Origin of the sequence: Pseudoduganella sp. S-14 (assembly GCF_049913285.1) — a bacterium.
Taxonomy (GTDB): Bacteria; Pseudomonadota; Gammaproteobacteria; order Burkholderiales; family Burkholderiaceae_D; genus Rugamonas.
Genome location: NZ_CP183991.1, coordinates 1,288,553 through 1,310,267, shown reverse-complemented (window position 1 = coordinate 1,310,267; position 21,715 = coordinate 1,288,553). Strand labels below are relative to the sequence as shown.

Sequence of the window (21,715 nt, the reverse complement as noted above, 5' to 3'; positions counted from 1 at the left end):
ACATGGCTTTTCGCTCCCCGCGCTTTTCTCCGCGTCTGCAACAAGGTAATACCTTGGTTGGCTTCATCATCGGCCTGGTCATCGGCCTGGTCATCGCTGTCGTCGTCGCCCTGAGCATCACCAAGGGCCAGACGCCATTCACCGACAAGGCGCCGAAAAACGGCAAGCCGACCGATGAAGCATCCGGCCAGATCGCCGATCCGAACAAGCCGATGTACGGCAACAAGGATGCGGTGAAAAAGGCAAACAGCGAATTCGAGCGCGATAACGCGAAGCCAGCTCCAGCCGATGAACTGCAGAAGGTAGTGGACAACATCCAGGCACAGGGCCACGCACCGGCCAAGGCCCCGGCGGCAGCGCCAGCGGCTCCAGCACCGGCACCGGCGCCTGCCGCCACCTCGCCCGCGGCGCCGCCACCGGTCAATAGCGCGGCGCCACCGGCGCAGGCAGCCGCCCCGGCGCCTGCCCTGCCAGGCGAAGACAAGTTCGTGTACTACCTGCAGGCCGGCGCCTTCCGCGAAGTCGCCGACGCCGAAAACACCCGCGCCAAGCTGGCCTTGCTGGGCTTCGAAGCGACGGTGTCCGACCGCGCCACCGACGCCGGCGTGCTGCACCGCGTGCGCATGGGTCCTTTCACCCAGGTGGAGGCCATGAACAAGGTGCGCGCCAAGCTGTCTGAAAACGGCATCGATGTTGCCGTCGTCCGTAATCAAAAATAAGGGAAGTGCGAGCGATGAAACTGTTCAAGCAGATCCTGGCCGCGGTCTTGTGCGGCGTCGCGTTTGGCGCCATTGCCTCTCCTGCGGCACCAGTGGCCGGCACCGATTACGTCGTGCTGCCAGAGCCGCAGCCGGTAGATACCGGCAAAAAGGTTGAAGTCATCGAGTTCTTCGCTTACTACTGCCCGCACTGCTATGTACTCGATCCGGCCATGGCCGCCTGGGTCAAGCGACAAGGCGACAACGTGGTGTTCAAGCGCATCCACGTGAGCCGCGGCCCGTCCGTGCTGCCGCAGCAGAAGCTGTTCTTCGCGCTGGAAGCCCTGGGCCTGGTGGAGCAGAACCATGCGAAAGTGTTCAACGCCATGCATGAACAGGGCAATTCCCTGCGCAACGACGCCGCGGTGATCGACTGGGCCGCCGGCAACGGCATCGACAAGACCAAATTTACCGAAGCCTATAACGGCTTTGGCGTAGCGGCCAAGGTGCGCCGCACGGAACGCATGATGGGAGATTACCGGGTCGACTACTGGCCGATGCTGATCGTCGATGGCAAGTACATGACCTCCCCTGCCGAAGCCAACAAGAGCATCAAGCCGGTGCCAAGCGAGGCCCAGCAGCACGCCAATGCGCTGACGGTGCTGGATTTCCTGGTCGCCAAGGCTAAGGCGGAGAAGAAGTAAGACCTTGAAGCGCGTTTTCATCACCGGCGCCTCCAGCGGCATCGGCGCGGCACTGGCGGCGCATTACGCCGCACAAGGCTGCGTCCTCGGCCTGCTGGGACGCCGCGCGGACGCGCTGCAGGCGCTTGCCGCCACCCTTTCCAATCCGGAACGCCACCGCTGCTACGCGGCCGACGTCACCGACCATGCGGCGCTGCGCAGCGCCGCCGAAGCTTTCCTCGCCCATGCCGGCGGCTGCGACATCGTCATCGCCAGCGCAGGCATCTCGCACGGCACCATCACTGAACTTGCGGAAGACTTGCCGGTCTTCGAATCGATCATCGCCACCAACGTCACAGCCACGGTAGCGACGTTCTCGCCTTTCATCGCGGCGATGCGCGCGCAGGGCTCCCCGGCGCGCCTGGTCGGCATTGGCAGCGTCGCCGGCGTGCGCGGCCTGCCGGGCGGCGGCGCCTACAGCGCTTCCAAGGCTGCGGTGCGGGTGTATTGTGAAGCGCTGCGGGTGGAATTGCGCGGCAGCGGGATCAAGGTGGTCACCATTGCGCCAGGCTATATCGATACGCCGATGACGCAACAGAACAAATATCCGATGCCGTTCCTGATGCAGCCTGCCGATTTCGCGTCCGCCGCAGCGCGCAGCATCGAGCGCGGCGACAGCTACAGGGTCATTCCATTCGGCGCCGGCATGATTGCGCGCTTGCTGCGCGCGCTGCCGAACTGGCTGTTTGACCGGGCTTTCGCCAAGGCGCCGCACAAGGCGCGCAAGGGCACGGCATGAATGCAACACCTCTCGCCGCCGCGGCAATCCGTGCGCTGGTCGCAGACAGCGCCTCCCACGTCGCCATTGAAGTGGTGGACGAAACCGGCTCCACCAACGCCGACTTGCTGGCGCGCGTGCCTAGCGCGGCGCAGACGGGGGCCGCCGCCTTGCGCGGGCCCCTGCTGCGCGTGGCCGAGCGCCAGACCGCAGGCCGCGGACGCGCAGGGCGCAGCTGGCTTTCCGCAGCGGGCGCATCGCTGACGTTCTCCGTCGCCTGGCCGTTCCGCGCGCCGCTGCACCGCATGGTCGGCTTGCCGCTGGCGGTCGGCGTCGCGCTGGCCGAAACCGTGAATGGCCTGGGCGTGCCGGTGCAGCTCAAATGGCCAAACGATATGCTGAAGGATGGCGCCAAGCTGGCCGGCATCCTGGTCGAAACCCAGGCGGCGCCGGATGGCACCATCTGGGCCGTCATCGGTTGCGGCATGAACCTGCTGATGCCGGACGAGATGGAAGCGGCGATCGGCCGCGAGGTATCCTCGGCCCCCTGGTTGGCGCAGATGGACCGCAATGCCTTGCTGGCACAATTGCTCAGCCGCCTGTGCGCGGTGCTGGCGGAATTCGACACGACCGGCTTTGCCGCCTTCACCGAGCGCTGGAACGCGCTGCAGGCCTGGCGCGGGCAGCCGGTGCGGCTGCTCGACCAGGGCGAAGTCCAGCAGGAAGGCCTGGCCGCCGGCGTCGATGACCAGGGCCGCTTGCTGCTCGATACCCCGGCTGGCCGCGTGGCCGTGCTGTCGGGCGATGTTTCGCTGAGGCTTGCGCCATGAGCTACGAACTGCTGATCGATGCCGGCAACACCCGCATCAAGTGGGCGCTCGTTGCCCCCGGCGCCGCCCTCGGCGACTGGCTGGCACAAGGCGCGCGCATGCACGCCGACGCCGCCGGCTTCCCGGCAGCCTTGGCCAGCGCCCTTGCCAGTGCGGCCGCTACGCCCGGCATCGGCCGCGTGCTGATTGCCAACGTCGCCGGCCAGTCCGTGCGCGACATGCTGGCTGGCTGGCTGGCCGCGCCGCCGCTGCAGGTCGATCCGCAAGCCATCGAATGGTTCGCCTCCATGCCGCAGCGCGCCGGCGTCCGCAACGCTTACCGCAACCCGGCGCAACTGGGCTGCGACCGTTTTGCCGCCGCCATCGGCGCGCACGCCCTGTGCCCGGGCAAAGCCATCGTGGTGGCCAATTGCGGCACGGCCACCACGATCGACGCAATCACCGCCGATGGCACTTTCCTGGGCGGCATGATCCTGCCGGGCCTGGGCCTGATGGCCACCTCGCTGGCCCGGAACACTGCCCAGCTACCGCAGATCAAGCCCGGCAAGCTGCCGGACGGCTTCGCCGACAACACCGACGACGCCATCTTGTCCGGCTGCCTGGCCGCGCAAGCCGGTGCGATTGAACGCGCGTTCGAGCTGCACCAGGCCGTAGAATGTATTATTTCCGGCGGCGCCGCGCCCTACGTCGCGCCAGCGGTCCCCGTACCGCACCGCCACGTCGAGAACATTGTGATGTTAGGACTGCACGCTGCCCTGCGCAGCGCCTGAGCCGAATGGAGTGCCTGTGCTGAAACTGATATTCGCCCTGCTGCTGGTCGCCAATGCCGCGCTGTATGCGTACGGCGAGGGCTACCTCGGCCAATTCAGCGGCAACGAGCATGAACCTGGACGCCTGCAGAAGCAGCAGAATGCCGACAAACTTCAGTTGATCAGCGCCAGCAAGGCCGAAAGCGCGGTGGCAGCGCTCGCCCCGCCGCCGCCGGTACCGCGCGACGAGCCAGCCACCGTCGCCTGCGTGGAAGTGGGCAACTTCGCGCTGGACGAGGCGCGCAAGTTTGAAAACCGCCTGGCGCCGCTGGAACTGGGCGACCGGCAGCAGCGCCGCAACGTGGCCGAACAGGAAGTGTCGAGCTACATCGTGCACATCCCGCCGCAAGCGAGCCGCGCTGCCGCCGAAAAGAAGGCGGACGAGTTGCGTGAACTCGGTGTCACCAACTTCTTCATCCTGAACGACAGCTCGCCGCTGAAATGGGGTATCTCGCTGGGCGTGTTCCGCAGCGAGGCAGCCGCGCAGGCGCAACTGGCCGCGCTGGTCAAGCAAGGCGTGCAAACTGCCCGCGTAGCGCCGCGCTACACCAGCAGCAAGCAGGTGTACTTCCAGTTCCGCGACATCAGCGAAGACGCCAAGACACGCATCGCCAAGATCACCGCCAAGTTTCCCGAGCAGGAAACCCGTTCCTGCTCTAGCGCTCGATAACGATAGGCCTGAGCTTCAGGCTCGATGGCAGCGCCTTGCCGGCTGCCTGCGCATCTTCACGACTCGCATAAGGGCCGGCGAACAATCGGTAGAATTTTCCGGCCTGCTCGACGTCGAGCTTCAGGCCGGCATCGCTTGCTTCCAGCCGCTTGCGCAGGCCGTCGGCGCCGTCTTCGCGCGCGTAAGAGCCCAGTTGCAGGTAGAAGCCCTGCTCGCCTGCACCGCCCAGCAGCACCGGCTTGGCCTCGTCGCCATTGGAGGACGCCAGCATCGGCGCCGCCTTCGGCATGCTCTGCGGCGCCTGGGGCGGTGTCACCGAAGCGGTGGCAGCTGCGCTCCCGCCAGCCTTGCGCGCCGCGATCATGCGCTCGATTTCGGCCGGCGGCAGGTGCACCACCTCGAGCTGGCTGCTGCCATTGACCAGCAGGCCAAGCTTCAGCGCCGCCGTATACGAAACGTCGATGATACGGGTGGAGTGGAACGGCCCGCGGTCATTGATGCGCACCACCACCGAATTGCCGTTGGAGACATTGGTCACGCGTGCGTAAGAAGGAATCGGCAGCGTCGGGTGCGCCGCCGTCATCTTGTACATATCGTAGATCTCGCCGGACGAGGTGCGCTGGCCATGGAATTTCTTGCCATACCAGGTGCCCGGTCCGCGCTGTTTGAAGTCCGAGCCAAGCGGGATAGGCTTGTAGGTCTTGCCAAAGACAACGTAAGGACGATTGGAGTAAGGCGCGAGAGGATCGTTGCGCACCTCCGCATCAGGCGTCTCGATCAAGCCCGATGGCGGGTTGTCGCCAGGGCCGTCGTCCTGGTAGTAGGCGCCGCGCCCGGAGCCGGCCGCCGGCAGCACCGGAATGCCCGGTTGCGGCTTGGCCGTCACGGGCGACGGCGCTTTGCGCGAAGCGGAGTCGGTCTGCGTGGTACCGCAAGCGGCCAGCAGTGCGGCTGCCGCCAGCGGCAGGAGTCGGATTGCGTGCTTCTTCAAGTTTGCACCAGCTTTCTATGTCGCTGGATCGACATCAGGATGCCCGATGCCAATCCGAGTGTCAGCAGCGCAGTGCCGCCGTAGCTTATGAACGGCAGTGGCACGCCCACTACCGGAAGGATGCCGCTCACCATGCCCATGTTGACGAAGGCATAGGTGAAGAAAATCATCGTGATCGCGCCTGCCAGCAGGCGGGTAAACAGGTTCGGAGCGCCCGAAGCGATCATCAGCCCGCGGCCAATCAGCAGCAGGTAGAGGAACATCAGGACCAGGTTGCCGACCAGGCCAAACTCCTCCGAAAACACGGCGAATATAAAGTCGGTGGTGCGCTCGGGGATGAACTCCAGGTGGGCCTGGGTGCCCTGCGTCCAGCCTTTGCCGGTCACGCCGCCGGAGCCGATGGCAATGGTCGACTGCAGGATGTGGAAGCCCTTGCCCAGCGGGTCGGACGTCGGGTCGATCAGGGTCATGATCCGCTCGCGCTGGTAATCGTGCATCATCGACCAGGCAACCGGCAGGCAGGCCGCGCCCATCACCACCAGCGCAAGAATGGCTTTCCATGCCAGGCCAGCCAGGAAGATCACGCAGGCGCCAGCCGCCACGACCAGCAGCGCCGTGCCCAGGTCGGGCTGGCGCGCGATCAGGAACACCGGTACCAGCAGCAATACCGCGCCCAGCGCATAAGCATGCCAGCGCATATGCCCGTGGCGCTGCTGGAAGTACCAGGCCAGCATCAGGGGCACCGCGATCTTGGCAAATTCGGAAGGCTGGATCTGCACGAAGCCCAGGTTGAGCCAACGCCTCGCGCCCAGCTTGATGGTGCCAAAAAGGGCCACCGCCAGCAGCAGCGATATCGTCACCACATAGGCCGGCAGCGCGATGCGCATCATGTTTTGCGGCGAGATATTCGCCACGAACCACATCACCAGGAACGACATGGCGATATTGCGCAACTGGTCTTCGATCTTGCCGGGAATGCCGATACTGGCCGAATACAGCGCAACCAGGCTGGTGGTCAGCAACAACACAATGACCAACATCAGCGGGCCGTCAAATACCGTCACATACGGGCGCATGCGCCGCCACAGTGAACGCCTTTCATTGATAGGCATGCTGCCTCCTTATTCTCTCTTGCGCGGCGGGCCGGCCGGCGGCTTCTGGTCCGCCGGCGCGGGCGCCTGCGGCGCCGGTGCAGGCGCCGCAGGGGCTGCCGCAGCCGGCTGGTCGCCAGCCTGCCCTTGTTGCTGCGCGCGGCGCTCGGCAGCTGCATCCACGTCAGCCTCAGGCAAGTCTTCCACCGGCACGGTGACCGCATCTTCCTTCGGCACCGGCGTCGTTTCCTTTTCCGTCGGGCGCTTGCCCAGCAGCCAATAGTCCAGCACTTTACGCGCAATAGGCGCCGCCACCGCGCCACCGAAGCCAGCGTTCTCCACGATCAGCGCCAGCACGATCTTCGGCTTGTCGGCCGGGGCGAAGGCGGTAAACCAGGCATTGTCGCGCAAGCGTTCGTCCAGGCGCGCGGCGTTGTACTTTTCATTGGCCTTGATCGCCACCACCTGCGCGGTACCGGTCTTGCCGCCCACGGTGTAGCCGGCATTCAGGAAGGCGCGGTAACCGGTCGCGCCAGGCTCGGTGGTTACGCCCACCATCGCATCCTTGATGAAGTCGATATTGGCCTGCTTGAGCGGGATGCGGTAGCTTTCCTTCGGCACGGTCAGGGTGCGCTTGCGGGTGCCGCCGTCTTCGACGATCTTGACCAGGTGAGGCTTCATCACCACGCCGTTGTTGGCCAGGTTGGCCACCGCGTGCGCTACCTGTAGCGGCGTGTAGTTGTTGTAGCCGGAGCCGTTGGAGACCGAAATCGTATCGCCGCCCACCCACTTGCCTGCCGCCGGGTTCTTCTTGAAGCGCTGGCGCTTCCATTCCTGCGAAGGCAGCACGCCCTTCTTTTCGTTTTCCAGGTCGATTCCGGTCAGTTGGCCGAAGCCGAACGGCGCCATGAAATCATGGATCAAGTCGATGCCCATGTCGCGGCCCAGCATGTAGTAGTAGGTATTGCAGGACACGACGATGGACTTGCGCATGTCGACCATGCCATGCCCGCCCACCACGTCGTCGCGGAACTTGTGGGTGCCGAGGTAGAAGAAGCCCGGGTCTGCAATCGCCTGGCTGGTGGTGCGCTTGCCGGTTTCCAGCGCCGCCAGCGCCATGAAGGGCTTGAAGGTAGAGCCCGGCGCATAGGTGCCGGACAGCGGGCGATTCATCAGCGGCTTGTCGAGCGAGGTATTCAGTTCGTTCCAGCTTTGCGCATCGATACCGTCCACAAACAGGTTGGGGTCATAGCCGGGGCGCGAGACATACGCCAGCACGTCGCCGGTGCTTGGCTCGATCGCCACCAGCGCGCCGCGGTATTCGCCGAACGCTTCTTCCGCGATCTTCTGCAGTTCGATATCGATTGACAGTATCAGGTTCGAGCCCGGCGTCGCCGGCGTGCGCGACAGCGTGCGGATGGCGCGGCCGCCGGCGGTGCGCTCCACTTCCTCGTAGCCGGTCACGCCGTGCAGTTGCCGTTCGTAGCTCTTTTCCAGGCCTTCCTTGCCGATATGTTCGGTGCCGTTGTAATTGGCTTCGTACTCGGTTCCTTCCAGCGCCTTCGATTCGGCCTGGTTGATGCGGCCGATATAGCCGACCACATGCGAGGCCACCTCGCCCAGCGGGTACTGGCGGAACAGGCGGGCCTGGATATCCACGCCCGGGAAGCGGAAGCGGTTGGCGGCGAAGCGCGCCACTTCCTCGTCGCTCAGGCGGCTGCGCAGCGGAACGCTGGTGAAGCTTTTCGATTCTTCCATCAGCTTCTTGAAGCGGCGCCGGTCCTTGGTGGTGATCTCGACCAGCTTGGCCAGCTCGTCGATCACGTCCTCCAGCGGCGCGGCCAGCTTGGACGGCGTAATTTCCAGCGTGATCGCGGAGTAGTTCCGCGCCAGCACCACGCCGTTGCGGTCGAGGATCAGGCCGCGGCTCGGCACGATCGGCACCACCGCGATGCGATTATCCTCGGCCTTGGCAATGTAATCGTTATGCTTGATGACCTGCAGCCAGATGAAGCGCGCCAGCAGCAGCGAAAAGCAAAAGAACACCAGCCCGCCCAGCACGGACAGTCGCACCCGGAAGCGGTGCAGGTCTTGCTCTGTATTCTTGAACTCGGTCATGCTCAGATCGGGCGGGTGTGGTCTTTGTCCACGGCGCGGCGCTGCGGCGCCAGCAACAGCATGGTCGCCAATGGCCACAACAGCGCTGCCACCACGCTTTCAATGAAGAAGAACCAGCCAGGGAATTTGCCCGCCACGATGAAGCGCACCACCATCTGCACGGTTTGCGCCAGCAACAGCAGCGGCAGCACGTGCAGGATCTGCGTCGTCACGCGGAACCACAGGATGCGGCGATGCAGCATGATGGCGAAATAGGACAGCAGCGTATAGGCCAGGGCATTCTCGCCCAGCAGCGAAGCGTCGTGTACGTCCATCAGCAGGCCGAGAAAGAACGCGGTGCCGATGCCGACCTTGCGTGGCTGGTGCACGCCCCAGAACACCAGGGTCAGCGCCACGAAGTCCGGCGCCGCGAAGAAGCGCCCCCACGGCAGCATATTAAGCAGCACCGCGCAGAGCAGGCTGAAGAAAATGAACAGCGGGCTGACCGGCAGCAGGATGTATTGTGGACGATTCATCGGGTTGCCTCCTTCGGCGCGTCGGCCGCTTCCGCCTTGACCTTTTCCTTGTCTTTCTTCTTCGACGGCTTGGCGACTGGCTCTTCTTCCGGAGGACGCGGCGGCATTTCCGGCAGCGACATCAGGATCAGCAGCGCGGTATTGCGCTCGGTACCTGCCAGTGGTGCGCACACCACGCGGCCGAAAGCGCCGCTGGCATTGCTTTCCACCTGCACCACGCGCGCCACGGCCAGGCCGGCCGGATAGACGCCATCGATGCCCGAAGTAATCAGGATATCGCCGACCACCACGTCAGCGGTCGGCGCCATGAAGCGCAAATCGAGGTTGCCCGACTGGCCGCGGCCAACCGCCACCGAACGCAGGCCATTGCGCAGGATCTGCACCGGGATCGCCTGCTCCTTGTCAGTCAGCAGGGTCACTTCGGAAGTGAACGGGAACACGCGCGTCACCTGACCTACCACGCCCTGGTTGTCGATCACCGGCAAGCCGGCCGACACGCCATGCTGGATGCCGCGGTTGAGGATCACCTTGCGCGTGAACACATCGCGCGCTTCGTAAAGGATTTCAGCCAGCTGCGACTTGCCCGGCACGCGCTGCTGCGCATCAAGCAGCTTGCGCAGCTGGTTGTTCTCAGCCTGGTAGAGCTGCGCCTGCTGCAAGGCCTGCGAAGCGGCGATCTGTTGCTGTTGCAGGACGCTGACCTGCTTCTCCAGCTTCGACAGCGTGGAGAAGTAATCCCCCATGCCGCTAATGGCATCGCGCGGCAGCAGCGCGATCTTCTGCAGCGGATAGAGGACAAAGCCGACGCCCTGCCGGACTGCCGTCAGCGCATTCACGCGCGAATCGGCCAGCAGCAGCGCAATCGAAATGCACGCGAACACCATCATCTTGAAACGGGCGGACGCGCCTTGCTTGAACAGTGGCGGTGGACTGTATTCCATGTCTTCCAATTAAGAAGGGCAGCTTCCGCTGCCCTTTTTCTCAACCTTACTCGTAGGAGAAGATCGACCCCAGCTGGTCCATGCGCTCCAGCGCCAGGCCGGAGCCGCGCACCACGCAGGTCAGAGGGTCTTCTGCCACCAGCACCGGCAGGCCGGTTTCTTCCATCAACAGGCGGTCCAGGTCGCGCAGCAGGGCGCCGCCGCCGGTCAGCATCATGCCTTTTTCGGCGATGTCTGCACCCAGTTCCGGCGGGGTCTGTTCCAGCGCGTTCTTGACGGCGGAGACGATGTTGTTCAGCGGGTCGGTCAGCGCTTCCAGGATCTCGTTGGACGAGATAGTGAAGGAGCGCGGGATACCTTCCGACAGGTTGCGGCCCTTGACTTCCATTTCCTTGACTTCGGAGCCAGGGAAGGCGGAGCCGATGGCCTTCTTGATCGCTTCCGCGGTCTGCTCGCCGATCAGCATGCCGTAATTGCGGCGGATGTAGTTGACGATCGCTTCGTCGAACTTGTCGCCGCCCACGCGCACGGAACCCTTGTACACCATGCCGCCCAGCGAGATGATGCCCACTTCGGTGGTGCCGCCGCCGATGTCGACCACCATCGAGCCGGTCGCGTCGGACACTGGCAGGCCGGCGCCGATCGCCGCTGCCATCGGTTCTTCGATCAGGTACACCTGCGATGCACCGGCGCCCAGCGCCGATTCACGGATCGCGCGGCGTTCCACCTGGGTCGAGCCGCAAGGCACGCAAATGATGATACGCGGCGATGGGCGGAAGAATTTGGAATCGTGCACCATGCGGATGAACTGCTTCAGCATCTGTTCGGTGACGGTGAAGTCGGCGATCACGCCGTCTTTCATCGGGCGGATCGCCTCGATATTGCCAGGTACCTTACCCAGCATCTGTTTTGCCTCTTTACCAACGGCCTGGATCGTTTTCTTGCCGTTTGGACCACCTTCCTGGCGGATCGCCACCACGGAAGGCTCGTCCAGCACGATGCCCGAGCCGCGGACGTAAATCAGGGTGTTTGCCGTACCCAGGTCGATGGCCAGGTCAGACGAGATATAGCGACGTAAAAAACCAAACATGAGTGTCCTGTAGGGCGCTGTGCGCAAAATTCGTTATATGAGGTATCCGGTCGGATGCGGCCAGGCGGGTGTTCAGCACCAGCAGCGCATTAACCCGCGATTGTACCTTATAATCTACAGGTTATTTGCCCTAAATCCACTCTATTGTGCGAGCACGCAACCGTTGATTTATGCGGCGTTCGCCGCGATTTAACTGGTGATAGGCAATCAATCCAATAAATTACATTTTGACAATTCCATGTCCCTGACACTGAACGACGTTGAACGCATCGCCAAACTGGCCCAGTTGGAGATGGACGCTGAGCATTCGGCCAACATGCTGGACAAGCTGAATGGCATTTTCGCGCTGGCCGAGCAGATGCAGGCCGTGGACACCGAGGGCGTCGCCCCGCTGTCCCACCCGCTGGCCAATGCCATGCAGGTTGCCCTGCGCCTGCGCGAAGACGTGGCAACCGAGCCGAATCGCCGCGAGGAATACCAGCAAGTGGCGCCAAAGACCGAAGATGGCCTGTACCTGGTGCCTAAGGTCATCGAAAGCGAGTAAAGCATGCATAACAAGACAATCAAAGAGCTCTCCGACTTGCTGCAAAAAAAGGAAGTCAGCGCCGTCCAACTGGCAAACCACTTCCTGGAGCGAATTGAAAAAAGCGACCTGAACGCCTTCCTGCACGTGGACCGCGCCCTGACGCTGGCCCAGGCGGAAGAAGCCGACAAGCGCATCGCCAACGGCACCGCCACCCCGCTGACCGGCGTGCCGATCGCGCACAAGGACATTTTCGTCACCAAAGGCTGGCGCTCGACCGCCGGCTCGAAGATGCTGGCCAACTACGTCAGCCCGTTCGACGCCACCGTCGTGCAGAAATTCCAGGACGCCGGCATGGTCACCCTGGGCAAGCTGAATTGCGACGAATTTGCGATGGGTTCCTCGAATGAGAACTCGGCCTTCGGCGCGGTGAAAAACCCGTGGGACAAATCCGCCGTTCCCGGCGGCTCGTCCGGCGGCTCCGCTGCTGCCGTCGCGGCGCGCCTGGCCCCTGGCGTCACCGGCACCGACACCGGCGGCTCGATCCGCCAGCCGGCCGCGTTCTGCGGCATCACCGGCATCAAGCCAACCTACGGCCGCGCCTCGCGCTTCGGCATGATCGCCTTCGCCTCTTCGCTGGACCAGGCAGGCCCGATGGCGCAAACCGCGGAAGACTGCGCACTGCTGCTGTCGGCCATGACCGGCTTCGACGAACGCGATTCGACCAGCCTGACCGCTGAACAGGGCAATGCCGCTGAAGACTTCACCCGCGACCTGGACAAGCCGCTGGCCGGCCTGCGCATCGGCGTGCCGAAAGAATACTTCGGCGAAGGCCTGGCTGCCGACGTCGAAAAGGCCGTGCGCGCCGCGCTGGCCAAGTTCGTGGAACTGGGCGCCACCCTGGTCGACATTTCGCTGCCGAACACTGCGCTGTCGATCCCTGCTTACTACATGATCGCCCCGGCGGAAGCGTCGTCCAACCTGTCGCGCTTTGACGGCGTGCGCTACGGCCACCGCGCCGAAGGCTACAAGGACCTGCAGGACATGTACAAGAAGAGCCGGGCCCAAGGCTTCGGCCCGGAAGTGCAGCGCCGTATCATGGTTGGCACGTACATCCTGTGCCACGGCTACTACGACGCCTACTACCTGAAAGCGCAGAAGATCCGCCGCAAGATCACGCAGGACTTCGCCAACGTGCTGGGCAGCCAGTGCGACGTGATCATGGGCCCGGTGGCACCGACCGTGGCCTGGGACCTGGGCTCGAAGGCAGACGACCCGGTAGCAAACTACCTGGCCGACATCTTCACCCTGTCCACCAGCCTGGCCGGCTTGCCTGGCATGTCCATCCCCTGCGGGTTCGGCGAAGGCGAGAAAAACGCCAATCGCCCGGTCGGCCTGCAAATCATCGGCAACTACTTCGCAGAAGCGAAGCTGCTGAATGTGGCCCACCAGTTCCAGCAAGCGACTGACTGGCACAAGCGTGCCCCTACCGCAATTTGATTCGAGGGGTCAGCTCTGTCAAATGGACATTTTGCGCAGCAAAATGTTCGTTCGTCAGACCTGACACCTCTGACTAGAGAGAAAAGAATATGGAATGGGAAGTCGTCATCGGTATTGAGAACCACGTTCAGCTCACTACCGACTCCAAAATTTTCAGCGGCTCGCCGACCAAATTCGGCGCCGAACCTAACACCCAGGCCAGCCCGGTTGACCTGGCGCTGCCAGGCGTGCTGCCAGTGATGAACAAGCAAGCGGTCGACCGCGCAATCCGCTTCGGCCTCGCTGTGGGCGCGAAAGTGGCCCCGCAGTCGATCTTCGCCCGCAAGAACTACTTCTACCCTGACCTGCCAAAGGGCTACCAAATCTCGCAGTTCGAAGATCCGGTCGTCCAGGGCGGCCAGTTGACCTTCGGCTTCGAGAAGGATGGCCAGTTCGTCACGCGCACCGTGAACCTGACTCGCGCCCACCTGGAAGAAGACGCAGGCAAGTCGCTGCACGAGGATTACCACGGCATGTCGGGTATTGACTTGAACCGCGCAGGCACCCCGCTGCTGGAGATCGTTTCCGAACCGGAGATCCGCTCCGCAGCTGAAGCCGTGGCTTACTGCAAGGCCCTGCACGGCCTTGTCATGTGGCTGGGCATCTGCGACGGCAATATGCAGGAAGGCTCCTTCCGCTGCGACATCAACGTGTCCGTGCGCCCGAAAGGCCAGAAGGAATTCGGCACCCGCTGCGAGATCAAGAACCTGAACTCTTTCCGCTTCATTGAAGAAGCCGTGCACGTGGAAGTCGCGCGCCAGATCGAGTTGATCGAAGATGGCGGCAAGGTTGTGCAGGCGACCCGCCTGTACGATCCGGACAAGAAGGTCACCCGCGAAATGCGCACCAAGGAAGACGCGCAGGATTACCGCTACTTCCCCGACCCGGACCTGCCGCCGCTGACCATCGGCGCCGACTGGATCGAGCGCGTGAAAGCCTCCATGCCGGAACTGCCAGCCGTGATGCGCGGGCGCTTCGTCGAAGAGTACAAGCTGCCGGAATACGATTCCCTGGTGCTGACCGCATCCAAGGGCATGGCGACCTACTTCGAAGCCGTGGTTGCCGCTGCGGGCAAAGAGAATGCGAAAGCAGCAGCGAACTGGCTGATGGGCGATGTCTCCTCGACCCTGAATCGTGAAGGCGTGGAAATCACCGAAGCGCCTGTTCTGCCTGCGCAGCTGGCCGGCATGTTGAAGCGCATTGCCGACGGCACGATCTCCAACAAGATCGCGAAGGAAGTGTTCGGCGCAATGTGGGAAGCCAAGTCGGAAGACCCGAACCTGGTCGATGTGATCATCGAGCAAAAAGGCCTGAAGCAGATTTCCGACACCGGCGCGCTGGAAGCCATCGTCAACGAAGTAATCGCCAACAACGAGAAGTCCGTTGAGCAGTACCGCGCCGGCAAGGAAGCAGCCATCAACGCGCTGATCGGCCAGGCGATGAAGGCTTCGAAAGGCAAGGCCAATCCGGCCCAGTTGACCGAGCTGCTGAAGAAGAAGCTGGCTTCCTAGACCCAGTCTGCGGCACAGCCAGGGGGTTCGGTCGTGCGATTTTGATCTTCGACGAAAGTCAAAGACCTAGACCCAAGCTCGCGGCAGCAAGGTCATACGGGGTCAGGCACTTGTGCCTGACCCTGGTTTACCGGGTTTGAAAGACGCCCGCACATCCACCGCAAGATATCGGCAAAGATCTCCTCCCGATTCACCTCATTGAAATTCTCGTGATAGTTCTCATGCTGCACATGGCACTCCAGCAGCTTCGGATCAATCATCGCCAGCAGGTCCAGCGTCGCCTTCGGGTCAGCCAGTTTGTCATCCCCGGCAACGACCGCATATAAAGGCCAGCGCCAGGTCGGCATCTTCTCCGCCAGTCCCTTCTGCGCGCCTTGCAGCGCCACGCCAAAGCGCACCGTGCACTCGCGCGCCCGCACATCGTCCGCCTCGTCGCGATGATGGCGCGCCGTGATCGATGCATCGTGCGTCAGCACGTCGGTCAGCGACGCCATCGGCACCTTCATGGTCGGCGCCAATGCCGCCAGCACGCCGGACAATTTCTCCAGCACCGCCGGCACCTTGATCGCATTCACGTAGTACGGCGACGACAGCACAAAACCCTTCACCAGGGGATCGCGCTCAAGTCTCTCCAGCCCGAAACGCGTCGCAATCAGCGCCCCCATCGAATGCCCCATGATAAACACCGGCACACCCGGATAATGCTGCTTGACCCAGTGCAGGAACAGGTCCACTTCTTCGATGAACACCCCGAAGTCCGGAATATCCACCCGGCGCGCATTTTCATGCCCGCACAGGTCGAACGCCACGGTAGCAAAACGGTGCTGCTTGAAATACAGCGCCGGCGTCACATAGTCGCCCGCATGCGCAAGTCCGCCGTGGATCGCCAACAGAACGCCAGCCGCAGGCTTTTCGGGTTCCCAGATATGGATCTTGCGTTCGGCGCCATTGCGCCCCTTGAATGTGGCGAAACGGTCTTCGGAGAATCGGTTCATGCGGTCACGAGGAAATGCTCAGCGCGATGCCCATCTCCAGCATCAGCGAGAGGTCGGCCAGCGTGAAATCGAGGGTGGAAGCGCCCTGGTTGGGCGCGGCGGGGGCGAACGCAACGCGCAATTCAGCCTGGATCGGCGCCACGTCAAAAGTAATGCCGCGCGCCTGGCACTCATGCAGGTAGGCGCGCACCTTGCGCATCAAGGCATCCGGGTCGGGATCTGTGCCCAGCGTGGCATAAAAGCCGTGGTCAAGGCGGGTGCGGCCGGTCGGGCTGGTGTCGCCCTTCTTCCAGTCGCTTTCGGGCTCGCTGGGGAGCCCATCCCGCACATCTGCGACTGCGCCTTCGTCGCCGTACACCTTGAGCGTTGCGATGTTCATTACTTTCCTCGATTTTAATGTTGTAAGGAAGCAATCACAGTCTAGCACAACGCCCGGCCAGCGCCAGCGCGGCTTATTCCACGCCGTATTTGCTGCGGTAAGCGGCGACAGCGTCCTTGTACTGTGCAAGCGACGGGTCGGCCGACAGGTAGGTAAACAGGTCGGACAGGTTACCGATCGAGATCACCGGGATGCCGTAATTTTTGCTCACTTCCTGCACCGCCGACAGTTCGGACATCTGGCCATCCTTGCCGCCGCGTTCCATGCGATCGAGCGCGATCAGCACGGCGCAAGGCTCGGCGCCGGTGTTGCGGATCATTTCCACGGATTCGCGCACCGAAGTGCCGGCCGAGATCACATCGTCAATGATGACAACCTTGCCAGTCAGCTTGGCGCCCACCAGCGTACCGCCTTCGCCGTGGTCCTTGGCTTCCTTGCGGTTGTAGGCGAAGGAGGTGTTGCGGCCCTTGCCGGCCAGCGCCATCGAGGTCGCGGAGGCCAGGGTGATGCCCTTGTAGGCCGGGCCGAACAGCATGTCGAATTCCACGCCGGAGTCGAGCAAGGTCTGGGCATAGAAGTCGGCCAGCCTGGCCAAGGTCGCACCGTCATGGAACAGGCCCGCGTTGAAGAAATAGGGCGATTGCCGCCCTGCTTTGGTCGTAAACTCGCCGAATTTCAGCACTCCCGCCTGTACGGAAAACGCGATAAACTCTTGCCTCAAATTGCTCATAGTGCACCCATCTCTGTTCAAAGTGCCGATATTTTAACCGGAACACCTATGCCAAAAATCATTTCCGCAAACCTGAACGGTATCCGCTCCGCCGCCAAGAAGGGCTTTTTCAACTGGATGGGGACCATCGACGCCGACATCATCTGCGTGCAGGAACTGAAGGCGCAGGCGCCGGACATGACCGAAGAATTCCTCAACCCGCACGGCTACCACGGCCACTTCCATTACGCGGAAAAGAAAGGCTATTCCGGCACCGGCATCTACAGCAAGGTGGCACCTGACCGGGTGCTGATCGGCTTCGGCAGTCCCGAGTTCGATGCCGAAGGCCGCTATGTGCGCGCTGATTTCGGCAACCTGACCGTGATTTCGGTGTACTGCCCTTCCGGCTCCTCGTCGGAAGAACGCCAGCTGGCCAAATTCCGCTTCATGGAACTGTTCCTGCCGCACCTGCAGCAGTTGCGCGCAGAAGGCCGCGAATTCGTAATCTGCGGCGATTGGAACATCGCCCACAAAGAGATTGACCTGAAAAACTGGAAGGGCAACCTGAAGAACTCCGGCTTCCTGCCCGAGGAACGCGCCTGGATGACCAAGCTGTTCGACGAAGTCGGCTACGTCGATGTGCACCGCGGCCTCGACCAGCGCCCCGAGCAATACACCTGGTGGTCCAACCGTGGCCAGGCCTACGCAAAGAACGTGGGCTGGCGCATCGACTACCACGTCGCCACCCCAGGCATCGCATCCAAAGCGCATACCGTGTCGGTCTACAAGGACGAAAAGTTCTCCGACCACGCACCTCTGATCATCGAATACCACGCCTGATGCGACGCGCGCTGGCCGCTTTGCTGCTCACATGCGCCGGCACTGCCGGCGCGGCCGATACGGCTGTCATCATCGACAGCACCCGGTCGTTCGTGCCGAATTCCATTCCGCGCAATGCGGCCTGGCTAGGACTGTTCTGCCAGAAGCTGGAATGCGAACTGCGCCCCGTCAGCGTTGATGTCAGCACAGGCAGCGCCAAGAACGTCCTGGACGAAGATGAAAACCTGGATAGCGTCGCTGTTGACGGCAAGCCGCGCGCGGTATTCGCCAACCTGCCGCTCAAGCCCGGCAAGGTCGCCACCTGGCACGCGATGACCGACGAACAGTATTTCGGCAGCCCGCAGTACGAGAAACTGCGCAAGCTAGGGAAATGGGCCTTACCCGGCGGTTCGCAGCCATTGACGCTGTCCTGGGTCAAAACCGCGGAAGGGCGCAAGCGCTACCACCTCTCCGACGGCACCACCAGGCAGTTCCTGTTCGCCGTCGACGCCTTGAGTCACTACGAGGGCGACACTACGCCCGTGGTCTACTGGGCCGGCGACCTCGATGGCGACGGCAAGGCCGATTTGCTGCTGGCGATCCCGGACGACAATTGCGGCTATGACGAAAGGCTTTACCTCTCCAGCAGCAGCGCCGAAGGCATTTTGCTGCGCAAGGCTGCCCACATCTCCGGCCGCGAAGCCGCCTGCGGCTGCTAAGCAACGAGCAAGTCCGCCATCTTGCTCAAGCTGTTCGGCATCCTGCTGATGGTTGGCAGCGCCGGCTGTGCGGCCGAGGCCTTCGGCTACATCCTGCTGGCCGATTTCGCGACGCAGCCGGGTGCCGAGCTGTTGTCGATTCCAGCCTCGCTGCGCGAGATTGGCACCTGCCCGTGGCTGAGCGTCATGGGTGCGCGCGAGCCGGTGCCGAGCGTGGAAGCCTATAATACGGGGATAAAAATCGCCCGGAATTAAAAATGAAATCTGTATTGGTACTTTTCCTGCTGACCATCAAGAGCAGCTTTATCAACGACGAGGAAACCGAAGCCACCGACGAGCAATTCGACACGATCCAGTTCGTGCAGACGGACAAAGGCACCTGGCGCTTCAAGACTTTCGCCGAAGACGAAGACGTGCACCTGTGGAGCATTGAAGCCGACGGCGACCTGGTCGAATTGGCCATCGAAACGACCAACCGCCACTACGGCGACGTGATCGACGAAGCCTTCATCATCGAGAGCGACGAAGGCGTGGAAGGCTTGCGCCGCGAGCTGAAAAAGCAGGGATTGAGCGACAACCTGCAAATCTCGCCGAAAGGCCCGCTGTTCTGGGCTCCTCCCGGCTCGAGCTACAGCCCAAAATCCGCACCGGCGCACTGAATCCAATAAAAGCGCCTATTCCTGCCTTAGTTGTTTAAAATGCCAAACCTTAAACAACTATTGCGCTGGCCATGCACCAAGTCCTCACACCGTCAAACGAAGAAGACAGCAGTTTCGACAAGATCGCCCTCGCCAAACAGCTGGCGGGCGATGTCACCCGTGGCGCCGGTGCCGGCATCCTGCGCACCGTGCTGGCCGTGCTTGCTGCAGTGATCGTCAACGCACTGGGCGTCACGCTGTTGTTCCGCAGCGAACTCGGTAGCAGCCATGGCTCGGCAATGATCTACGCTGCCTTCGTCGCAGCGCCCTTCATGATCGCGGTCGGCATGACCGGCATGATGGCGTATAAGCTTGGCTTGCAGGGCATCCTGGCGCGCGTCGTGGAAAGCCAGTCGGGCCTGATCGCCCGCTTGGGCGCGGGAATCCTGGAGAGCTTCCTGCGCAGCGTAAATTACGAACCGGGCCGCCCACTCTCTGAAAAATTCCTGAGTGGCTGGCGCAGCTTCCTGAACCTGCAATCCGGCCTGCCAAAACCGCTGCCATGGCTGCTCGCCAGCCTGACTTCGCGCATCCCCCTGGCCGAAACCATTACCGAAGTGGCCACCACCGGCATGACGCTGCGCGAAGTCGCCCATGCTGCGATGACGCGCACGATTTCGGAAGGCGCCGCAGGCGGCCTGCGCCCATCGAACCAGGCCTTGTTCATCGCCCTCGCAATCCAGTTCGGCATGTGGTTCCCTATCGGCCTGCTGGTTCGCTACATGTTCGGCTAAGGACTGAATGAAACAAATTGCAGCCCTCGCACTGCTGGCGGCCAGCGCGGCTCACGCCAGCGATGCTCTGCCGATCCATGGCGTCTGGACCGGGAAAATCGGCAACAGTGGAATCAACGCCTGCTTTACCGCTACCGATTCGCATTACTTCTACCTGAAGCACCTGCACGGCATTCCGCTTGAAAAGGCGGAAGGCGAAGCCGGTTCCTGGAATGAAGAGGTACAAGGCAAGGCCACTGGTCAATGGAAAATCACCAGCGTCACGGCCACGCAATTGACCGGCGAATGGAGCGGCGCAGGCAATGACAAAGCCATGCCGATCCAGTTGTCGCGCCTGTCCGCACTGGCAGGCGGCGATTGCGGTCCGGATTTCTACGCACCGATCGCTGCTGCCAACAAACCGCGCTACAGCAACGGGAAAATCGGCAAATTGGCGCTGCGCATCTCCCATTCTCCGCTTGGCGAGAGCTTTAATCTTGTCGGCAGCAGCGATGCGCTGCGCAAGATTAACGACTACATCGCACGCTGGGAGGAAGAGCGCATCACCCAGGCCAATTTCTGCGAACGCAATGGTGGCGGTGGCTGGCTGGACAACCTGACTGCCGGCAAAGTGCTGGCCAGCTACCTGCTAGTGAACGTCGATGCGCCCGACGTCTATTGCGGCGGCCCGCATACCACTTCGTCCCACTCCACGCTGATCTTCGACCTGACTACTGGCGCAACGGTCGAACCGGCAAGCTGGCTGGCCGAGAGCGGCGAGATCGAAGAACCGCTGCGCAAGATGATCATGAGGAAAGCCAGCGCCTGCGACAGGCTGGAGCCGTCCATCTCGCCATCGCTGCCAAGCGCAACAGGCCTGAGTTTCGACCTCGATTACCCGCATTTCCATCGCGACTGTAACGAGACCATTGAGATCAGCTACGCGAAGCTGGCCCCCTTCCTGTCGCAGGAAGGCAGGGAATTAGCTCAAAGAGTCCGTTTGCTCTCGAAATAGCGCCACTCGCCCGTCAACGGATCGGGGAAGCCGATGGCCTTGGCCAGCAGCTTGAGCGGCGACGAAACGTCGTCCTGCTTGCACGGCAGGGCGACCGGATAGAACACGTCGTTCACTATCGGGATGCCAAGCGACGACAGGTGTACGCGCAGCTGGTGCTGGCGGCCGGTGTGCGGCCACAGGCGGTACAGCACGTGTTCGCCACGCTGTTCGATCACGTCGATCATGGTTTCCGAATTCGGCTCGCCCGCTTCTTCCTTCATGGTGAAGAACTTGTCTCCCTCCACCATGCGGCTGCGGTAGACGAAAGGGAATTCGCGGCCAGCCAACGGCCCAGCCAGCGCTTCATATTCCTTTTGCACCAGGCGCTTCTGGAACAGCGACTGGTATTCGCCGCGGCTGCGCGCATTGCAGGAGAAGATCACCAGCCCCGCCGTTTCGCGGTCGAGCCGATGGATCGGCACCAGGTCTTCGATGCCCAGCTTGCGGCGCACGCGCACCAGCAAAGTCTCTATCACAAAGCGGCCGGACGGGATCGTCGGCAGGAAGTGCGGCTTGTCGACCACCACGATATGCTCGTCCTGGTGCAGCACTTCCTCTTCAAACGGAATCGGGAATTCGTAATCCAGCTCGCGGTAGTACCAGATACGCGCTCCGCGCACATAGCGCGACGACGGCTGCACCGGAACGCCCTTGCCATCCACCACGTCGCCGCGCGCCATGCGCTCGCGCCACTGGGCTTCGGTCACGGCGGGATAGTGGGCGGACATGAAGGTGATCATGTCCGGCCAGTCGCCCTCCGGCAGCCACAGGTAGCTGGGCGTGACGCCATCGCGCATCGGCAATGGCGGCGCGCCCGAGGCTTGCTTCGGGCGGGACAT

General features: G+C 62.7%; 25 protein-coding genes. 15 read left to right on the top strand and 10 right to left on the bottom strand.

Features of this window, described 5'->3' with window-relative positions:
• The first annotated feature begins 2 nt into the window (after nucleotides 1–2).
• The 6 genes from ACN9MZ_RS06055 to ACN9MZ_RS06030 are packed head-to-tail and all read left to right on the top strand — an operon-like array spanning nucleotide 3 to nucleotide 4,468.
• Nucleotides 3–719, top strand: a complete 717-nt coding sequence (locus tag ACN9MZ_RS06055; RefSeq protein WP_426341333.1) for an SPOR domain-containing protein — start codon at nucleotides 3–5, stop codon at nucleotides 717–719.
• A 14-nt stretch (nucleotides 720–733) separates the two neighbouring features.
• A complete protein-coding gene (locus tag ACN9MZ_RS06050) occupies nucleotides 734–1,402 on the top strand; it encodes a thiol:disulfide interchange protein DsbA/DsbL (protein ID WP_426341332.1) in 669 nt (222 codons plus the stop codon).
• Nucleotides 1,403–1,406: 4 nt separating this feature from the next.
• Nucleotides 1,407–2,180 (top strand): SDR family oxidoreductase, encoded by a 774-nt coding sequence (locus tag ACN9MZ_RS06045; RefSeq protein ID WP_426341331.1) that lies wholly within the window; start codon nucleotides 1,407–1,409, stop codon nucleotides 2,178–2,180.
• The gene (locus ACN9MZ_RS06040) at nucleotides 2,177–2,989 is read left to right on the top strand and encodes a biotin--[acetyl-CoA-carboxylase] ligase (protein ID WP_426341330.1); all 813 of its coding nucleotides are present in this window, start codon (nucleotides 2,177–2,179) and stop codon (nucleotides 2,987–2,989) included. The genes ACN9MZ_RS06045 and ACN9MZ_RS06040 overlap by 4 nt, the downstream gene beginning before the upstream one ends.
• Nucleotides 2,986–3,759, top strand: a complete 774-nt coding sequence (locus tag ACN9MZ_RS06035) for a type III pantothenate kinase (protein WP_426341329.1) — start codon at nucleotides 2,986–2,988, stop codon at nucleotides 3,757–3,759. Before ACN9MZ_RS06040 ends, ACN9MZ_RS06035 begins: the two co-directional genes overlap by 4 nt.
• A gap of 16 nt (nucleotides 3,760–3,775) precedes the next feature.
• Nucleotides 3,776–4,468 (top strand): SPOR domain-containing protein, encoded by a 693-nt coding sequence (locus tag ACN9MZ_RS06030; RefSeq protein ID WP_426341328.1) that lies wholly within the window; start codon nucleotides 3,776–3,778, stop codon nucleotides 4,466–4,468.
• On the opposite strand, the gene ACN9MZ_RS06025 is transcribed toward ACN9MZ_RS06030, so the two are convergent.
• From ACN9MZ_RS06025 to ACN9MZ_RS06000, 6 genes are read right to left on the bottom strand one after another with little or no spacing between them, the layout of a single operon-like run.
• Nucleotides 4,455–5,459 carry a septal ring lytic transglycosylase RlpA family protein gene (locus ACN9MZ_RS06025; protein ID WP_426341327.1) on the bottom strand — a complete coding sequence of 335 codons (1,005 nt, stop codon included), beginning with the start codon at nucleotides 5,457–5,459 and terminating at the stop codon, nucleotides 4,455–4,457. The genes ACN9MZ_RS06030 and ACN9MZ_RS06025 overlap by 14 nt on opposite strands.
• Nucleotides 5,456–6,571 carry a rod shape-determining protein RodA gene (rodA, locus tag ACN9MZ_RS06020; protein ID WP_426341326.1) on the bottom strand — a complete coding sequence of 372 codons (1,116 nt, stop codon included), beginning with the start codon at nucleotides 6,569–6,571 and terminating at the stop codon, nucleotides 5,456–5,458. Before rodA ends, ACN9MZ_RS06025 begins: the two co-directional genes overlap by 4 nt.
• Before the next feature lie 9 nt (nucleotides 6,572–6,580).
• Nucleotides 6,581–8,668, bottom strand: a complete 2,088-nt coding sequence (gene mrdA, locus ACN9MZ_RS06015) for a penicillin-binding protein 2 (protein ID WP_426341325.1) — start codon at nucleotides 8,666–8,668, stop codon at nucleotides 6,581–6,583.
• A gap of 2 nt (nucleotides 8,669–8,670) precedes the next feature.
• Nucleotides 8,671–9,183 (bottom strand): rod shape-determining protein MreD, encoded by a 513-nt coding sequence (gene mreD / locus ACN9MZ_RS06010; RefSeq protein WP_426341324.1) that lies wholly within the window; start codon nucleotides 9,181–9,183, stop codon nucleotides 8,671–8,673.
• A complete protein-coding gene (gene mreC / locus ACN9MZ_RS06005) occupies nucleotides 9,180–10,124 on the bottom strand; it encodes a rod shape-determining protein MreC (RefSeq protein WP_426341323.1) in 945 nt (314 codons plus the stop codon). The genes mreD and mreC overlap by 4 nt, the downstream gene beginning before the upstream one ends.
• A 46-nt stretch (nucleotides 10,125–10,170) precedes the next feature.
• A complete protein-coding gene (locus ACN9MZ_RS06000) occupies nucleotides 10,171–11,214 on the bottom strand; it encodes a rod shape-determining protein (RefSeq protein WP_028102363.1) in 1,044 nt (347 codons plus the stop codon).
• A gap of 238 nt (nucleotides 11,215–11,452) precedes the next feature.
• Between ACN9MZ_RS06000 and gatC the strand changes: the two genes are divergently transcribed.
• From gatC to gatB, 3 genes are all read left to right on the top strand, one after another.
• Nucleotides 11,453–11,758, top strand: a complete 306-nt coding sequence (gene gatC / locus ACN9MZ_RS05995; RefSeq protein WP_426341322.1) for an Asp-tRNA(Asn)/Glu-tRNA(Gln) amidotransferase subunit GatC — start codon at nucleotides 11,453–11,455, stop codon at nucleotides 11,756–11,758.
• Nucleotides 11,759–11,761: 3 nt separating this feature from the next.
• On the top strand, nucleotides 11,762–13,237 hold the full coding sequence (gene gatA / locus ACN9MZ_RS05990; RefSeq protein ID WP_426341321.1) for an Asp-tRNA(Asn)/Glu-tRNA(Gln) amidotransferase subunit GatA: 1,476 nt from the start codon (nucleotides 11,762–11,764) through the stop codon (nucleotides 13,235–13,237).
• Nucleotides 13,238–13,326: 89 nt separating this feature from the next.
• Nucleotides 13,327–14,787, top strand: coding sequence for an Asp-tRNA(Asn)/Glu-tRNA(Gln) amidotransferase subunit GatB (gene gatB, locus ACN9MZ_RS05985; protein WP_426341320.1), 1,461 nt, complete (start codon nucleotides 13,327–13,329; stop codon nucleotides 14,785–14,787).
• A gap of 92 nt (nucleotides 14,788–14,879) precedes the next feature.
• On the opposite strand, the gene ACN9MZ_RS05980 is transcribed toward gatB, so the two are convergent.
• From ACN9MZ_RS05980 to pyrE, 3 genes are all read right to left on the bottom strand, one after another.
• The gene (locus tag ACN9MZ_RS05980) at nucleotides 14,880–15,782 is read right to left on the bottom strand and encodes an alpha/beta fold hydrolase (RefSeq protein WP_426341319.1); all 903 of its coding nucleotides are present in this window, start codon (nucleotides 15,780–15,782) and stop codon (nucleotides 14,880–14,882) included.
• A gap of 4 nt (nucleotides 15,783–15,786) precedes the next feature.
• Complete coding sequence (locus tag ACN9MZ_RS05975) at nucleotides 15,787–16,161, bottom strand: hypothetical protein (RefSeq protein ID WP_426341318.1); 375 nt, start codon at nucleotides 16,159–16,161, stop codon at nucleotides 15,787–15,789.
• Nucleotides 16,162–16,234: 73 nt separating this feature from the next.
• On the bottom strand, nucleotides 16,235–16,891 hold the full coding sequence (pyrE, locus tag ACN9MZ_RS05970; protein WP_426341317.1) for an orotate phosphoribosyltransferase: 657 nt from the start codon (nucleotides 16,889–16,891) through the stop codon (nucleotides 16,235–16,237).
• 48 nt (nucleotides 16,892–16,939) lie between these two features.
• On the opposite strand from pyrE, the gene ACN9MZ_RS05965 reads away from it, so the two are divergent.
• The 6 genes from ACN9MZ_RS05965 to ACN9MZ_RS05940 all read left to right on the top strand — a co-directional run bounded on the left by ACN9MZ_RS05965 (nucleotide 16,940) and on the right by ACN9MZ_RS05940 (nucleotide 20,834).
• On the top strand, nucleotides 16,940–17,710 hold the full coding sequence (locus ACN9MZ_RS05965; protein WP_426341316.1) for an exodeoxyribonuclease III: 771 nt from the start codon (nucleotides 16,940–16,942) through the stop codon (nucleotides 17,708–17,710).
• Entirely contained in the window at nucleotides 17,710–18,408 is a 699-nt protein-coding gene (locus ACN9MZ_RS05960) for an FG-GAP repeat protein (protein WP_426341315.1), read from the top strand. Before ACN9MZ_RS05965 ends, ACN9MZ_RS05960 begins: the two co-directional genes overlap by 1 nt.
• Before the next feature lie 21 nt (nucleotides 18,409–18,429).
• Entirely contained in the window at nucleotides 18,430–18,663 is a 234-nt protein-coding gene (locus ACN9MZ_RS05955; RefSeq protein WP_426341314.1) for a hypothetical protein, read from the top strand.
• 2 nt (nucleotides 18,664–18,665) lie between these two features.
• Nucleotides 18,666–19,067 (top strand): hypothetical protein, encoded by a 402-nt coding sequence (locus ACN9MZ_RS05950; RefSeq protein ID WP_426341313.1) that lies wholly within the window; start codon nucleotides 18,666–18,668, stop codon nucleotides 19,065–19,067.
• A 71-nt stretch (nucleotides 19,068–19,138) separates the two neighbouring features.
• On the top strand, nucleotides 19,139–19,840 hold the full coding sequence (locus tag ACN9MZ_RS05945) for a hypothetical protein (protein WP_426341312.1): 702 nt from the start codon (nucleotides 19,139–19,141) through the stop codon (nucleotides 19,838–19,840).
• A gap of 7 nt (nucleotides 19,841–19,847) precedes the next feature.
• Nucleotides 19,848–20,834, top strand: coding sequence for a hypothetical protein (locus tag ACN9MZ_RS05940; protein ID WP_426341311.1), 987 nt, complete (start codon nucleotides 19,848–19,850; stop codon nucleotides 20,832–20,834).
• Here the strand turns inward: ACN9MZ_RS05940 and ACN9MZ_RS05935 are convergent.
• Nucleotides 20,807–21,715 carry a pseudouridine synthase gene (locus ACN9MZ_RS05935; RefSeq protein WP_426341310.1) on the bottom strand — a complete coding sequence of 303 codons (909 nt, stop codon included), beginning with the start codon at nucleotides 21,713–21,715 and terminating at the stop codon, nucleotides 20,807–20,809. The two genes, ACN9MZ_RS05940 and ACN9MZ_RS05935, sit on opposite strands and share 28 nt — an antisense overlap.

What these genes read in the sequence shown, in the direction of transcription:
- ACN9MZ_RS05945 (WP_426341312.1), top strand. Translation starts at nt 19,139, where the DNA reads ATGCACCAAGTCCTCACACCGTCAAACGAAGAAGACAGCAGTTTCGAC.
- ACN9MZ_RS05940 (WP_426341311.1), top strand. Translation starts at nt 19,848, where the DNA reads ATGAAACAAATTGCAGCCCTCGCACTGCTGGCGGCCAGCGCGGCTCAC.
- gatA (WP_426341321.1), top strand. Translation starts at nt 11,762, where the DNA reads ATGCATAACAAGACAATCAAAGAGCTCTCCGACTTGCTGCAAAAAAAG.
- mreC (WP_426341323.1), bottom strand. Translation starts at nt 10,124, where the DNA reads ATGGAATACAGTCCACCGCCACTGTTCAAGCAAGGCGCGTCCGCCCGT.
- ACN9MZ_RS05980 (WP_426341319.1), bottom strand. Translation starts at nt 15,782, where the DNA reads ATGAACCGATTCTCCGAAGACCGTTTCGCCACATTCAAGGGGCGCAAT.
- ACN9MZ_RS06040 (WP_426341330.1), top strand. Translation starts at nt 2,177, where the DNA reads ATGAATGCAACACCTCTCGCCGCCGCGGCAATCCGTGCGCTGGTCGCA.
- mrdA (WP_426341325.1), bottom strand. Translation starts at nt 8,668, where the DNA reads ATGACCGAGTTCAAGAATACAGAGCAAGACCTGCACCGCTTCCGGGTG.
- rodA (WP_426341326.1), bottom strand. Translation starts at nt 6,571, where the DNA reads ATGCCTATCAATGAAAGGCGTTCACTGTGGCGGCGCATGCGCCCGTAT.
- ACN9MZ_RS05965 (WP_426341316.1), top strand. Translation starts at nt 16,940, where the DNA reads ATGCCAAAAATCATTTCCGCAAACCTGAACGGTATCCGCTCCGCCGCC.
- ACN9MZ_RS05960 (WP_426341315.1), top strand. Translation starts at nt 17,710, where the DNA reads ATGCGACGCGCGCTGGCCGCTTTGCTGCTCACATGCGCCGGCACTGCC.
- ACN9MZ_RS05935 (WP_426341310.1), bottom strand. Translation starts at nt 21,715, where the DNA reads ATGTCCCGCCCGAAGCAAGCCTCGGGCGCGCCGCCATTGCCGATGCGC.
- mreD (WP_426341324.1), bottom strand. Translation starts at nt 9,183, where the DNA reads ATGAATCGTCCACAATACATCCTGCTGCCGGTCAGCCCGCTGTTCATT.
- gatC (WP_426341322.1), top strand. Translation starts at nt 11,453, where the DNA reads ATGTCCCTGACACTGAACGACGTTGAACGCATCGCCAAACTGGCCCAG.
- gatB (WP_426341320.1), top strand. Translation starts at nt 13,327, where the DNA reads ATGGAATGGGAAGTCGTCATCGGTATTGAGAACCACGTTCAGCTCACT.
- ACN9MZ_RS06050 (WP_426341332.1), top strand. Translation starts at nt 734, where the DNA reads ATGAAACTGTTCAAGCAGATCCTGGCCGCGGTCTTGTGCGGCGTCGCG.
- ACN9MZ_RS05950 (WP_426341313.1), top strand. Translation starts at nt 18,666, where the DNA reads ATGAAATCTGTATTGGTACTTTTCCTGCTGACCATCAAGAGCAGCTTT.
- ACN9MZ_RS06035 (WP_426341329.1), top strand. Translation starts at nt 2,986, where the DNA reads ATGAGCTACGAACTGCTGATCGATGCCGGCAACACCCGCATCAAGTGG.
- ACN9MZ_RS06000 (WP_028102363.1), bottom strand. Translation starts at nt 11,214, where the DNA reads ATGTTTGGTTTTTTACGTCGCTATATCTCGTCTGACCTGGCCATCGAC.
- pyrE (WP_426341317.1), bottom strand. Translation starts at nt 16,891, where the DNA reads ATGAGCAATTTGAGGCAAGAGTTTATCGCGTTTTCCGTACAGGCGGGA.
- ACN9MZ_RS05975 (WP_426341318.1), bottom strand. Translation starts at nt 16,161, where the DNA reads ATGAACATCGCAACGCTCAAGGTGTACGGCGACGAAGGCGCAGTCGCA.
- ACN9MZ_RS06055 (WP_426341333.1), top strand. Translation starts at nt 3, where the DNA reads ATGGCTTTTCGCTCCCCGCGCTTTTCTCCGCGTCTGCAACAAGGTAAT.